This is a genomic window from Massilibacteroides vaginae, assembly GCF_900178525.1.
Taxonomy (GTDB): Bacteria; Bacteroidota; Bacteroidia; order Bacteroidales; family Tannerellaceae; genus Massilibacteroides; species Massilibacteroides vaginae.
In genome coordinates this window covers 638,143-652,787 of sequence record NZ_FXDJ01000009.1, presented here as the reverse complement: position 1 = coordinate 652,787, position 14,645 = coordinate 638,143, and the positions used below count along the sequence as shown (strand labels likewise).

The window sequence follows — 14,645 nt, the reverse complement described above, 5'->3', positions numbered from 1 at the left end:
ACACCATGAAAATTTTATTATTTGATAATTACGACTCATTTACCTACAATCTGCTGCACATCCTGAAAGAGTTGGGCGCGGATGTGGAGGTGCATCGCAACGATAAAATAACGTTAGACGAGGTAGACCGGTTTGATAAGATACTGTTATCTCCCGGGCCCGGAATACCTTCGGAAGCTGGTATCTTGTTGCCGCTTATTAAAAGATATGCCCCAACCAAAAGTATTCTGGGGGTTTGTCTTGGCGAACAGGCCATCGGGGAAGCCTTCGGTGCAAAACTAATCAACCTAACGGATGTACACCATGGTATTTGTTCGGATATCCGTATTCTGAAAGAAGAATATTTGTTTGACGGACTTGGCACTTCTTTCCGTGCCGGGCGTTACCATTCGTGGGTAGTGTCTAAAGACGGTTTTCCGGAATGCCTTGAAATAACAGCCGACGACTTTGTGGAAGGGCAGATTATGGCGTTACGTCACCGGGAATACGACGTGAGGGGTATTCAATTTCACCCTGAGTCTGTTCTTACGCCCGAAGGTAAGCGTATTATGGAGAATTGGTTGAAGAAATAATCAGGGCTTTTGATGAGTAAGTAAAATCAAAAAACGATAATCGTATGAAAGATACATTATATAAATTGTTCGAACATCAATATCTGGGCAAGGATGAGGCGCGTCGGATATTGCAAAATATCGCTTCGGGGGCATATAATGATGCTCAGATAGCGAGCCTGATCACGGTTTTTTTGATGCGGAATATTTCGGTTGAAGAACTAACCGGCTTTCGGGAAGCTTTGTTGGATTTGCGCGTGCCGGTGGATCTGTCCGAATACAAGCCTATTGACATTGTCGGAACGGGAGGGGATGGCAAAAACACCTTCAACGTTAGTACTGCGGCTTGTGTTGTAGTTGCCGGAGCAGGCTATCAGGTGGTGAAACACGGAAACTATGGAGCTACTTCGGTAAGCGGAGCCAGTAATGTGATGGAAAATCACGGGGTGAAATTTACAAATAGCATAGATCAGCTACGTCGTTCTATGGATGCTTCGGGAATTGCTTATTTACATGCTCCTTTGTTTAATCCGGCACTCAAGGCTGTGGCTCCGGTACGTAAAAGTCTGGGTGTGCGCAGTTTTTTTAACATGCTTGGTCCGTTGGTTAATCCGGTGATTCCTGCTTATCAACTGTTGGGTGTGTACAGTTTGCCGTTATTGCGGCTTTATAGTTATACGTATCAGGTAAGCGAAACACGCTTTGCCGTAGTTCACAGTCTGGACGGCTATGACGAGATTTCGCTGACTGCCGAGTTTAAGGTTGCCATGCCGGAAAAAGAAAAAGTATATTCGCCCGAATCGCTTGGCTTTGCCCGTTGTGGCGAATCAGACCTATTGGGGGGAGATACACCCGAAGAGGCGGCACGGATATTTGATAATGTGTTGCGCAACGTGGCTACCGAGCCTCAAAAGAATTGTGTGATCATAAATGCGGCCTTTGCCATCCAGGTGATTTGTCCGGAAAAAAAGATAGAAGATTGCATTGCCGAGGCACGTGAATCGTTGGAAAGCGGACGGGCAATGGAAACTTTTCGTAAGTTTATAGAAATAAACCGTTGAAAGATGAGAGATATACTACAAAATATAATTGCAAATAAACGCGTGGAAGTAGACCGCCAGAAGCAGGCCGTTAGCCTGGGAACATTACTCGCGTTGGGGCATGAACGGATTGACCGGTCTACCGTTTCTATGCGTGCCTCTTTGGAAGCGTCCCCTTCGGGAATCATTGCCGAGTTCAAACGTAAGTCGCCTTCTAAAGGCTGGTTGCACCCGAAAGCGGCTGTGCATGAAGTTGTTCCGGCATACGAATCGGCAGGAGCCGCCGCCTGTTCGGTGTTAACCGACGGCGAATTTTTCGGTGGTGCGCTGGGCGATTTGCAAACGGCACGTGGCTTAGTTCGGTTGCCGCTTTTGCGAAAAGACTTTATCATTGATCCCTACCAGCTATATCAGGCTAAAGTAATGGGGGCTGATGCTGTGTTGCTGATTGCCGCCGTGCTGACTCCGGCCCAATGCGCGGAGTTTGCCGAATTGGCGCATAGCCTTGACTTAGAAGTGTTGCTCGAAGTACACAGTGAAGAAGAATTGGAACATCTGAACAAAGACGTGGATATGCTGGGTGTGAACAACCGTAACCTTGGTTCTTTTCATACCGATGTAGAAAACTCGTTCCGTCTGGCGGAGAAGATGCGGGTGTTAAGCAAGCAGAAAGACCTGAATCCGCTGCTGATTTCCGAAAGCGGACTGAAAGACGCCGCCATGCTGCAAAGATTGCGTGCCGTTGGATTCCGTGGATTCCTGATCGGAGAAACTTTTATGCGCGGAGCACAGCCCGGCAATGAGTTGAATAATCTGATAAAAGATATTACCCATGGCAACTAACCCAATCATCAAAGTGTGTGGCATGCGCGATCCTGCTAATATCGGGCGAGTTATAGAAGCGGGAGCAGACTGGTTAGGACTGATTTTCTATCCCCGTTCTTCCCGTTACGTAGGAGAGGGTAGCCGTGAATTAAAAGAAAAGTTCTATCACGCGGATCGACGGATAAAGAAGGTAGGTGTATTTGTGGATGCACCGCTTGAACAAATGCTGGACATTGCGAATGCCTATCAACTGGATTATCTGCAATTGCACGGAAATGAATCACCGGACATTTGCTATGCGCTGCAAAAACGGGGATTGGCCGTAATAAAGGCATTCTCCATAGCCGGTGTGAGCGATCTGGAGGTAACAAAAGAGTACGAAGGTCGTGCGGACTACTTCTTGTTCGATACCAAATGTGAAAGCTATGGCGGTTCAGGACAATCATTTGATTGGAGCGTACTTTCGGCCTACACAGGCGAAACACCTTTCCTGCTCAGTGGCGGTATCCGTCCTGAAAGTTTATTAACCCTGCGCCAGTTTAGTCACTCCCGCTTTGCCGGGATCGATTTAAATAGTGGCTTCGAAGTTGCTCCGGCCCATAAAAACAGTGATGCGCTGCGTCAGTTTATTACGAACTATAAAAAGAAAAGCATGAACAGAATAGATCATTTATTTGAAACGAAACAAGAAGGAATACTTTCCGTTTATTTTACGGCCGGCTATCCTAAGCTGAACGATACAATGCCTGTATTACGGGAATTACAGGCTGAAGGAATCGATATGGTAGAAGTCGGCATTCCTTTCTCAGACCCGATGGCGGATGGTGTTGTGATACAAGCTGCCGCTACACAAGCATTGCATAACGGAATGAGCTTGAAGCTTCTTTTTTCACAATTGAAAGATGCGCGAAACGAAATACATATTCCTATTGTGTTGATGGGTTATCTGAATCCGATCATGCAATACGGTTTTGAAAACTTTTGTCGTTCGTGCAACGAAGTGGGTGTTGACGGAGTAATCATTCCCGATCTTCCCTACGCCGATTATATGGCCGATTATAAAGCGATCGCGGAAACCTACAACATACGTGTGATCATGCTCATTACACCGGAAACGTCCGAAGAGCGTATCCGTTTGATCGACAGAAATACAAGCGGCTTTATTTATATGGTATCGAGCGCGGCAACAACAGGTGCACAAAAAAGTTTCGACGAACAAAAGCAAGATTATTTCCGTCGTATCAACGAGATGAATCTTTCCACTCCACGTTTAGTTGGTTTCGGCATAAGCAATAAAGCTACTTATGATGCTGCTTCTGCCCATGCTTCGGGCGTGATTGTGGGTAGTCGGTTTGTACAGTTGTTGGCTTCCGAATCAAGCCCTAAAGCCGCCGTGCAAAGACTGTTGACTGATCTGGGACTAAAGTGAAGTGATTTTTTCAGAAAAAGGGCTAACTTTGGGAAAATAACTTTAAAAAACTACGATGAACAATTTTAGCTTTCAGAATACGACGCGCTTAATTTTTGGAAAGGGTACAATTGCTAAGCTATCTAAGCAAATACCCTCGGGCAAGCGTATTCTAATTACATTTGGTGGCGGAAGTGTAAAGAAAAATGGTGTTTATGATCAGGTTATTACTGCCTTGAAAGGATATGAAGTAACCGAATTTTGGGGAATAGAACCCAACCCGTCGATTGAAACCCTGCGTAAGGCTATTGATTTAGGGAAAGAAAAGAACGTGGATTTTCTATTAGCGGTAGGCGGTGGCTCTGTTATCGACGGAACAAAACTAATTTCCGCAGGTCTGCTTTACGAAGGCGACGCGTGGGATTTGGTAAAGAAAGGATATTCGGCCGAAACTGTTCCTTTGGGAACCGTGCTCACCTTGCCGGCAACCGGTTCTGAAATGAATAGCGGAGCTGTTATCTCGCGCCACGAAACGAAGGAGAAATACCCTTTCTACAGTAATTTCCCTCAATTTTCTATTTTAGATCCTGAAACAACATTTACATTGCCCGACTTTCAGGTGGCTTGTGGTTTAGCGGATACGTTTGTGCATGTGATGGAGCAATATATGACTACTCCCGGACAATCCCGCGTAATGGACCGTTGGGCCGAGGGGCTTTTGTCTACCTTGGTGGAAATAGCTCCGAAGATCAAAGAAGACAAAACAAACTATGATTTAATGGCGGATTTTATGCTTACAGCGACTATGGCCCTCAATGATTTTATATCTATGGGCGTAACGTCAGACTGGGCTACGCATATGATCGGACATGAATTGACGGCTTTACACGGAATCACACACGGACAAACGCTCGCCATCCTATTACCGGGTACATTACGTGTACTGATGGAACAGAAAAAAGAAAAGTTAGTTCAGTATGGAGAACGAGTTTGGGACATTTCTATTGGCAACATGAGTGATAATGCTGATCTGGCTATTCGTAAAACCGAAGAGTTTTTCCGTAATATCGGATTAGCAACACGTCTCGGAGAAGTAAATGTAGGAGAAGATACAATTGTTGAGATAGAACGTCGCTTTAACGAACGTAATGTCGCTTTTGGTGAAGGTCGAAATGTTGACGGTGCTATGGCAGCCAAAATTCTGAGATCTTGTTTGTAATAAAATAAAAAACACGGGCAAACTTGAAGTAAAGTTTGCCCGTGTACTTATATAAAATATATTTTATTTACCGGTTTCCGGTTCTGTGTCGATAGCCTTCCACGTAAACGCAGCAAGGATAGCACCAATAGACGGAGCTACGATGAACAACCAAAGTTGTGAAAGTGCTGCACCTCCTTCAAACAATGCCGGACCAATACTACGAGCCGGATTAACGGATGTACCTGTGATAGGAATACAAACAATGTGGATCAATACCAATGCAAGACCAATTGCTAATCCCGCGAAGTTATTAGCTGCTCCTTTTGAAGTAGATCCAAAAACAACAAGTAAGAAAATAAAGGTAAACACAGCCTCTGCAACAAAGGCCTGAGTCAGATCCGTATAACCGTTAGCACCGGTCAAAGTGGTTGTCGAACCCGAATTTTGAGCTAATAAGAAAAGAATAGCCGATCCGATAACCGCGCCGATAACCTGAAAAACAATATAGCCCGCAGCGTCTTTCGCTGAAATTTTGTTTGCAACCAACATCCCCAGCGTTATAGCCGGGTTAATGTGACAACCGGATATCTTTCCAATAGTATAGGCCATGGCAACCACCGATAGACCAAAGGCAAAAGCTACTCCAAGCGTTCCAACAGCCGCGAAAGGCTGACCTGCACCTGCAAAAACGGCGCTACCACATCCCATAAGCACGAGTACCATAGTACCCAATAATTCAGCAAAATACTTCTTCATGTTTAATCTCTTTTTGTTAATACTAAGTAAGTAATCAAGTAATCAAGTAATCAAGTATTCAAGTAATCAAGTAATCAAGTAAGTAACCAAGTACTTAAATTTAAACATTATTTATTAAAGTTTACTTGTCCTTGGAACGGTTAATGGTCAAAAATAGTGTTTTTTTAATAAATGACATATTGTTAGATGAAAAAGTGTCTGTAAAGTAGTTTCTCCATGTTTGGTTTTTCTACTTTACAGACACTTTTGTCTTAGTCTATATAAAATCACTAAAAAGTGTTTTCTTATAAATAATCAGGGTTCTGCGTTAATGCAGGTTGTATGTCTAACTGAGCTTGAGGTATTGGCCAATACCTGTTTTTATCTGTATACTTAGCTCCATGCATGAAAATCCTGAAAGTACCATCACGTTTTATATAGTCATTCAATACTTCAATGTCATTACCCCAACGTCTTAAATCAAAGAATCTTTGTCCTTCAGTTGCGAACTCAAGGCGTATTTCCATTCTGACAGCTTCACGTGCATTCTCTTTTGATGAAAAGGCTGAATGATTATCCGGATAAGGTTCTGTTTTATAGTTTGCTGCCGGCTTGTCCCATTCAACTTCAATATTTCCTCCTGAAAACTTTGTTGTTTTACATAATCCCATAACAGGATTGCTTGTCTTAACTCTGTTCCGGATTTGATTAACTAATTCCCGAGCTTTAGTAAGATCTCCTTCTTCAACAGCACATTCCGCTCTCCATAGAAGAACATGTGAGTAACGATACATTCTGAAATTCCGATTATTGTCAAATCCACTTCCGTTCTGAGAAGCTTGAGATTCACTGAAATGCATGAATTTTTTCGTCATATACGGTCCGCCGTTTTCTTGTGCTCTAACCCATGAACGTCCTTCACAGATTCCCCAACCTAAGAAGTCAACACCGCGTCGAGATACAGTCCAGTCTAGTCGTAAATCTACTAATTGATCTGTTGGTGTAAACTCCTCAGTACTTTCGATTCCCATATCATTTTTAATTGTTTTTCTTTTTGTAATATCTAATATAGGTAATCCGTTATCTTCTACCTGATAGGCATCTACCAGTGTTTGTGAGGGTTGATAAAAGCCCCAACCAAGAGCAGCTCCACCACCCGATTGATGCATCACAGGACCGGCTAACAGCATTGATGTTTTATTTACAGGACTTGCAGAGCATTGAATTTCAAAGATAGACTCTTCGTTGTTTTCAGTTCTCTCGTCGAAGTTGTCAAAGTAATTTGCTACTAATTTGTATTTATTACTCTGGATAATCTGATCCAATAGTACTTTTGCCTGATCTAATTCGTTTTGATACATATGAGCATGTGCTTTTACTGCCATAGCAGAATATTTTATTGCACGCCCTGGTTGACCTGGAAATTTGTCTTCAGGTAAATTGTCAATAGCGAATTGTAAGTCATTTTCTATCTCGTCCCATCCGGCATCTTTATTCGGAACATCTTCTGGTTTAACACCTCCTAACTCCTCTAAAGTTTTTATATAAGGAATAGTCTTGAATATCTTATTAGCCTGAAAATGAAACCATGCTCTTAAGAATTTAGCCTCAGCTTCTACTTGTTTGGCTCGTTCTTCTGTAAATGGACTGCTGCCTTTTTGGGCAACCTTTAGGAATTCTAATACTTTATTACTTCTAGCAACACCATTGTAACAGTCTCTCCATCTTTCAGCCATATAAGCATTCGTAGGTAAAACTGTATATCTCTCCACATCGTTGAAGTTCGTTTGGTCTCCAGACTCTGTTCCTTTATAACAGTCGTCTGAAGCGCCACTTCCATAAGTCCAGTCTGTTCCCATTGCTCCTCCAAAACGTCCTTCTCCTCGAAGAGCGGCATACGCACCGACTAAAAGACTTTCTACTCCCTGATCTGTTTCAAGCGCAGCTCCGGATGCGACCCCCGGTGGCTCTTTTGTCAGAAAGTCATCACATGAACAAGGTAAAAGCATACACCCGATTAGCAATACAGCTTGTGTTAAAGACAATATATTTTTCATCTGTATATATTTTAAAGTAAATAAAAAGAATTAATTAAAACCCAACATTAAGTCCAAACATATATTGTCTTGGTGTTGGCCAAGCTCCTGAATCTATTCCTAAGTTCGAACCTGCAGTCTTGTCGGAACCTGTAATATTAACTTCCGGATCTAATCCTGAATAATTGGTTATAGTGAATAGATTTGTTACTTGAGCATATATACGTAAACTGCTTATGCCTTTTACTTTTAGAAGATTTCCTAAATTGTATCCTAATTGTAGGTTCCTTAAACGCAAATATGATGCGTCTTCAATAAAAGCAGTTGACGGCACTTGACTTTGTGTGTCATTTCCTTCTGCTATTGGAAGTTTAGCTTTTGAATTATCTGATAAATATGGGCTACCCCATGAATTATACAATCTGTCATGGCTACGTCCTCCATTAAATTGAGCGAAGTCAATAAAACGTCTTACGTAATTAACCATCTTATTGCCATAGCTTGCAAATAATTGACCGCTTAGATCAAAATTCTTGTATTCAACAGAGAAATTAAGTCCGGTAACAAATTTAGGATGGGGAGAGCCGATGTATGTTCGGTCATAGGCATTTATAACACCATCAGGTTTTCCATCCGGACCGCTAATGTCACGATATTTATAATGACCAGGTTTGTTATAAGTTCCGTTTTCTCCAAAAGCAACTGGCCAAGCGTTAGCTTCCTCTTGAGTCTGAAAAATTCCATCTACAACATAACCATAAAACTCGGGGAATGCTGTACCTTGCTGACTTCTTGTATAGTATTGTTCGCGGAAGCCGCTCCCTTCCAAAAATTCATCAGCTGATCCAGATAATGATTCAATTTTATTCTTGTAATGAGACACATTTAAACTAACAAAATAATTAAGTTCTTTAGCTAAAGCCTCCCCACTATATCCGATCTCAAAATCAAAACCTTTATTACTCATTTCACCTACGTTGACTGATGGTGCTGTAGCTTGTCCCAATACATGCGGTATAGCTTTCGGATAAAGCATATCAGTAGTACGTCTCTGCCAAATGTCAAGATTAAATGTGAGGCTTTGGAATAGTGTTGCATCAAGACCAATATTAGTTGTTTTAGTTGTTTCCCATTTTACGTTGTCATTACCGAATGTTTTCTGCAAAAAGCCAGTATTTCCTTGACTGCCGTTGTCTCCGGTTAATGGATAAAATGATTTTCCTAAATCAAATGCATATTGTGTATAGCTGTTGTAATTACTTCCAACTTGGTCATTTCCGGTTATACCAAATCCCCCACGAATTTTTAGCGCATCTAACCAATTTCGGGTTGAAGCCATAAATGGCTCATTTGAGATTCTCCAACCAACTGAGAATGCTGGGAAAGTTCCATACTTATTATTACCCCCAAAGCGAGAAGAACCATCTCGTCTTACTACTCCTTCAAATAAATACTTATTATCATAAGCATAGTTTACTCTACCAAAAATAGAGAATAAACTCCATTCGGTTAGATAACCGCTATTTACTTGACCAGCTACGCCTGTGTTAAGTTCAATATAAGATGGATCTTTCAGTGTGAAGTTGTATCGTTCGGCTTTGGTTTCATTGAAATCATAAGCGACAGCTTCTGTTCCTAACATTGCGGTGATAGAGTGCGCACCAATCATTTTTGTGTACTCTGCCGTGTTTGTCCAGTTCCATTGCTTTGAAAATTGATTTGTTCTGTAAAGATAATCATACTTTCCTCTTTCTGCGAAAGCCTTTTCAACATAGTTGATGTCTTTTACATTATAAGACATATAATTAAACCCAAATAATGTTTTAAGTGATAAACCTTCAAGAGGAGTGATTTTTGCAAAAACGCTACCGCTTATGTTCATTTTTTTTCTCATATCATTCTGATCTGTATCTAATAAGAAAAGAGGATTTCTTGCATTTCCTGAGTTTCCTCCAACTCTTGTACCCGCATAATTCCCTGCAATGTCATGAACAGGAATAATTGGCTGCATACGATAGGCCCATGAGATTGGCGAATCTTCCGCATTATTTGTGTCATTTCCGTAACGTTCGGAGTAAGTGATACCTAAATTCTCCCCTACTTGTAACCATTTTGTTACATCAGATGTTACATTTGATTGAAGATTATACCGATCGTAGCCTGTGTATTTTAATACTCCTTCTTGTTTCAGATAACCTAACTGAAACGCATATACCGTATTTTCGCTACCACCACTAACATCCATTGATATGTCATGTATCTGAGCTGTACGTTCTATTTCTCTCAACCAGTCGGTTCCCTCTTTATTTGCTTTAGTTATTAAATAGGTGTCTGTTCCATCCTCTTCAATCATTAAATTATCGTATAAACTTTCATCAACATTAACTCCACGATTTGGAAAAATATAATCGGGGATATCAGGAGTTGATCCAGATCCGTATAATGGATGTGAATAATCGGAAATACCATCATTTTTAGCTTGCAACCAAAGCATTTCTCCATACTCTTTAGTGTTTAGCATTTTATAATGATTAGCATTTTTTACAATTCCGGATTTTACATTGATGTTTATCTGTGTTTTCTGACTTTTCTTTCCGCTTTTCGTGGTGACGAGAATTACACCATTGGCTGCTCTTGTACCATAAATCGCTTGAGCAGCAGCATCTTTAAGAATAGTCATAGATTCAATGTTGTTGGGGTTAACCGTACCTCCGGGAACACCATCAACCACCCATAACGGGTCATTGTTGTTGATAGTTCCAAGTCCTCTGATGCGAATCGTTGGAGATGCTCCTGGTGTGTTTGATTGTAGCGTAGTTACACCCGGTACTGTTTTAAGTGCTTCGCCGACATTAACAACTGCCAGTTTTTGTATCTCTCCTGCTTTTACGGTAGATACAGCTCCTGTTACTTCACCTGCTTTACGTGTTCCATAACCTACTACTACCACTTCATCGATAGCTTGTGTGTTTTCTGCAAGCACGACATTAAGTGTATTGCTTGTAACAGGTACAGACTGTGTAATGTAACCAATATAAGAAAAATCGAGTGTTGAATTAGCCGAGACCTCTAATGTATAATTACCATCAAAGTCGGTCATAGTACCGTTAGTAGTTCCTTTTTCAACAACGTTTACTCCAAGTAGCGGTTCGCCGTGGATGTCGGCTACTGTTCCGGTTACTTTCCGGGTTTGTTGAGAAATACTAGCCTCTGCTTTGATTGACTGAATAGGTAAAGACACTGCTCCTCCAACCAGGAGTAAACTTAAAGCAATGCCTATTCCGCTTTTAGTAAGTGTCAATGGTGCGTTCTGCATAATAAATTTATTAGGTTAACAAATAATAAATATTTAATAATCACTACAACCCGTGATCCGGTTGTTTTATTGCTCTATAATAACGTATTAGAGGATGTAAATGAAAGAATCTCTAATAATTAAAATCTAAAATATAGAAATAAATCATGCAATTATAGAGATAAAAAATTGATATTACATCAAAATAAATGTTAATAAATATAAATTGTCTTCTCTCACTCACTTCTTTCTCCTATTCCTTTGGGAATTGTGGTTTAATCTTTTTTTAATACAAATATCAGGGTTTTAGTCAGATAAAGCCATTATTTTTGTTTGTTGTAAACAGTGATTAAATGAAAAAAGCTTTTTGTGTTTTTTTACTCTTTTTGTTTGTGTTGCAGGTCTTCGCCGGTGAACGCAAAAAAGTTGCCGTTGTTTTAGGGGGTGGTGGCGCGAAAGGGGTTGCTCATATTGGTGTGCTTAAGGTAATTGAGGAAGCCGGAATTCCTATAGATTATGTGGTGGGAACGAGTATGGGTGCTATCGTTGGCGGACTTTATTCTATCGGTTATGCTCCTGCCGAGATTGATAGCATTGTTAAGGCGCAGGATTGGACTATGCTTTTGAGTGACCGGATTGAGCGCAGTAGCCAGTCTTTTCCGGAAAAAGAACTTTCCGAACGTTATATATTATCGCTTCCTTTTGGCAAGGACAAGAAAGATCGGGTGATAAAGGGGGTGATAAAGGGGCAAAATCTGCAGAACCTTTTTTCTAATCTGACAGTGGGTTATCATGACGCCGTCGATTTTAGAACTTTCAGAAGCTCTTTTGCCTGTGTGGCGGTAGATGTTGTGGATGGGAAAGAGTATGTTTTTACACAAGGTAGTCTGCCTATGGCCATGCGGGCGAGTATGGCGATTCCGGCGGTATTTAATCCGGTTCGTCTGGATAGCATGGTTTTGGTAGACGGAGGATTGAATAATAATTACCCTGCGGATATTGCCCGAAACATGGGTGCGGAGGTTATCATAGGTGTTGATTTGGGTACGAGTGACCTGAAAGTGTTAAAGGGATTGAATACGCCGGGTGATGTGGTGGGGCAGATTATCGCTTTGCATGGTTTGGATAAATATGAGAATAATAAAGATATTACCGATTTGCTGTTGCGCCCGAACATGTCTCCTTACAATTCGGCGAGCTTCACTTCTGCTGCATTGGACACAATGACCTGTCGCGGAGAGCAGGAGGCGCGGTCGAAATGGGATGAGCTGGTGACCTTAAAACAAAAAATCGGCATAGAGGATGATTTCCTGCCTGACGAAAAAGAAGGGAGAGGTGAGCTCGTATCCGGAAACGATGAAGCGATTACTATACGTACTATACGTTTTGAAGGTATCGATGCGCGTGATGAAAAGTGGCTTCTTTCACTTTGTAAGTTAAAAGAAAACAGTACGGTAACGATTGCGCAGCTGAAAAAGGCAATGGATATTATGATAGGAACAGATTTCTATGCCAACGTGAGCTACAAACTATCCGGAGCTAATCAGGATGAACTTTATCTGATTGCCGAACCTAAAGCTATGAGTTCGCTGAACCTGGGTTTGCGGTTTGATACGGAGGAAATAATGGCCGTGCTGTTGAATGCGACACTCGATTACAGAACCCGGTTTCGTTCGCGTTTTGCCATTACAGGGCGTGTTAGTGAAAGCTCCTATGCACGCTTAGATTATACAATTGAAAACAATCCGCTTCGAAATTTCAACCTTTCTTATATGGTTGATTATAAAGACCTGGATATTTACCATAGAGGGAAGAAAAATTACAATACCACCTATTTACATCATCTTGCCCAATTTGGATATACGGATATGAACTGGCTGAATTTTAAATTTCAGACCGGGATACGATATGAATATTATGATTATAAAAGATTCCTCTTCTCGGGAGAAGCGCAAGAGTATGACCCGTCGCCGGAAGACTTTATCAGCTATTTCGCCTTAGCCCATTACGAAACTTTCGACCGGGGTTATTTCCCGAATAAAGGTATTTCCCTCCGTTTGCAGTATGATATTTATACCGATAATTTCGTCAAATATAAAGGTCATACTCCCTTTACTTCAATTTCTGCCTGCGCGGCTACGATTATTCCACTGAACTCGCACCTTAGCTTGCTTCCCTCCGCTTATGGACGGGCGTTGTTTGGTGATGATGTGGCTTATCCCTTTCTGAACGCTTTGGGTGGCGAGGTGTTCGGAAAATATACACCGCAACAAATGCCATTCGCGGGCATCAATAGAGTTGAAGTTTTGTCGAATGCTCTTTTTGTAGGCAAACTACACCTCAGACAGCGTATAGGGAAAAAACATTTTATTTCCCTTATTGGTAATTGGGGGATACACCACGATACACCTAAAAAAATATGGGATGGCAAACATATTTGGGGAGGTAGCATAGGGTATGGATTTAATAGTGTGGCAGGGCCGTTAAGCGTGAATTTAGGCTTATCCGACCGTTCCGAAAGAGTCCAATTCTATATGAATCTGGGCTACTATTTCTGATTAAATAGATGTATGTTTACGATTTAAATAAATGAATAAAATGAACGCGGAAATACTGGACTTTTTGACCGAACTAAAAGAGAATAATTATCGTGAGTGGTTTCAGGAAAATAAAAAACGCTATGATGTGTTGAGAGCCGGATTTACGGAAGAAGTACAACAATTAATTAATCGGATCGCTCTGTTCGATCCGGATATTGCCGGATTGGAAGCCAAAAACTGTTTGTACCGTATTTATAGAGACATCCGGTTTTCGCCGGATAAAACGCCCTATAAGACTTATTTCTCTGCTTATATTGCCCGGGGAGGGCGAGGTAGTGATCGGGGAGGTTACTATCTTCATCTTGAACCCGGAGGCTGCTTGCTCTCCGGAGGAGTTTGGATGCCCCCGCCTCCTTTGTTGAAAAAACTGCGTCAGGAGATTTTTAGCCAGATTGATGAGTTTGTGGAAATAATCGAAGAACCTGCTTTCAAGAACGTTTTTCCGGCGCTTGAGGGTGAGTCGTTAAAGCGTAATCCGGTAGGTTTTCCGGACTCTCCTTACAATAATATAATACGGCTTAAAGATTTCTCTGTTATTTCCTATAAGCCGAATGCGTTTTTTACACAAAAAAACTGGATTGAAGAAAGTGTTTCAGATTATCAAAAGCTCTATCCATTCAATAAATTCCTGAATTATATCGTCGACGACTTTAAAGGGGAAGTCTAATGTGTTAATACTGACCATATTTGTGCGATAGCTTTCAATTTAATACTTAATTGTTAAATTTGATATACGTTGAATAACACTACGTTAGGGTGTAGTATTTTATTTTTATTAAAGATATTTCTGAAAAATAGTCTATCTTTGTATCATATTGTAGGAGGCGATCTGTTTATGGAATTATTTGATATGCTCAAAACCGCATTGAATGGTTAAATATATATAAAACGCTTACAAAATGAAACTTCAATATTGCGAATGTCGGGTAATGAGCCTACATTTGTATTACAAAA

10 protein-coding genes and 1 pseudogene are annotated in these 14,645 nt (G+C 41.1%); 8 read left to right on the top strand and 3 right to left on the bottom strand.

The window, feature by feature from the left end:
- The first annotated feature begins 5 nt into the window (after window positions 1-5).
- From B9Y81_RS11230 to B9Y81_RS11210, 6 genes and pseudogenes are all read left to right on the top strand, one after another.
- Entirely contained in the window at window positions 6-572 is a 567-nt protein-coding gene (locus tag B9Y81_RS11230) for an anthranilate synthase component II (protein ID WP_085537017.1), read from the top strand.
- A 44-nt stretch (window positions 573-616) separates the two neighbouring features.
- Window positions 617-1,612, top strand: coding sequence for an anthranilate phosphoribosyltransferase (gene trpD / locus B9Y81_RS11225; RefSeq protein WP_085537016.1), 996 nt, complete (start codon window positions 617-619; stop codon window positions 1,610-1,612).
- A gap of 3 nt (window positions 1,613-1,615) precedes the next feature.
- On the top strand, window positions 1,616-2,434 hold the full coding sequence (trpC, locus tag B9Y81_RS11220) for an indole-3-glycerol phosphate synthase TrpC (RefSeq protein ID WP_085537015.1): 819 nt from the start codon (window positions 1,616-1,618) through the stop codon (window positions 2,432-2,434).
- A pseudogene (locus B9Y81_RS15405) lies at window positions 2,424-3,038 on the top strand (phosphoribosylanthranilate isomerase); the annotation flags it as partial. The gene trpC and the pseudogene B9Y81_RS15405, both read left to right, overlap by 11 nt.
- Before the next feature lie 30 nt (window positions 3,039-3,068).
- Complete coding sequence (gene trpA, locus B9Y81_RS15400) at window positions 3,069-3,845, top strand: tryptophan synthase subunit alpha (RefSeq protein WP_176221507.1); 777 nt, start codon at window positions 3,069-3,071, stop codon at window positions 3,843-3,845.
- A gap of 55 nt (window positions 3,846-3,900) precedes the next feature.
- Window positions 3,901-5,043, top strand: coding sequence for an iron-containing alcohol dehydrogenase (locus B9Y81_RS11210; protein WP_085537013.1), 1,143 nt, complete (start codon window positions 3,901-3,903; stop codon window positions 5,041-5,043).
- A gap of 63 nt (window positions 5,044-5,106) precedes the next feature.
- Here B9Y81_RS11210 and B9Y81_RS11205 read toward each other — a convergent pair whose 3' ends face one another.
- From B9Y81_RS11205 to B9Y81_RS11195, 3 genes are all read right to left on the bottom strand, one after another.
- Window positions 5,107-5,781, bottom strand: coding sequence for an MIP family channel protein (locus B9Y81_RS11205; RefSeq protein WP_085537012.1), 675 nt, complete (start codon window positions 5,779-5,781; stop codon window positions 5,107-5,109).
- Window positions 5,782-6,065: 284 nt separating this feature from the next.
- Window positions 6,066-7,817, bottom strand: coding sequence for a RagB/SusD family nutrient uptake outer membrane protein (locus B9Y81_RS11200; protein WP_085537011.1), 1,752 nt, complete (start codon window positions 7,815-7,817; stop codon window positions 6,066-6,068).
- A gap of 34 nt (window positions 7,818-7,851) precedes the next feature.
- On the bottom strand, window positions 7,852-11,112 hold the full coding sequence (locus B9Y81_RS11195; protein ID WP_085537010.1) for a SusC/RagA family TonB-linked outer membrane protein: 3,261 nt from the start codon (window positions 11,110-11,112) through the stop codon (window positions 7,852-7,854).
- 332 nt (window positions 11,113-11,444) lie between these two features.
- Between B9Y81_RS11195 and B9Y81_RS11190 the strand changes: the two genes are divergently transcribed.
- Window positions 11,445-13,649: a patatin-like phospholipase family protein gene (locus tag B9Y81_RS11190; protein WP_085537009.1), complete on the top strand. Its 2,205-nt coding sequence runs from the start codon at window positions 11,445-11,447 to the stop codon at window positions 13,647-13,649.
- 40 nt (window positions 13,650-13,689) lie between these two features.
- On the top strand, window positions 13,690-14,358 hold the full coding sequence (locus B9Y81_RS11185; protein WP_085537008.1) for a DUF2461 domain-containing protein: 669 nt from the start codon (window positions 13,690-13,692) through the stop codon (window positions 14,356-14,358).
- Window positions 14,359-14,645: the final 287 nt, after the last annotated feature.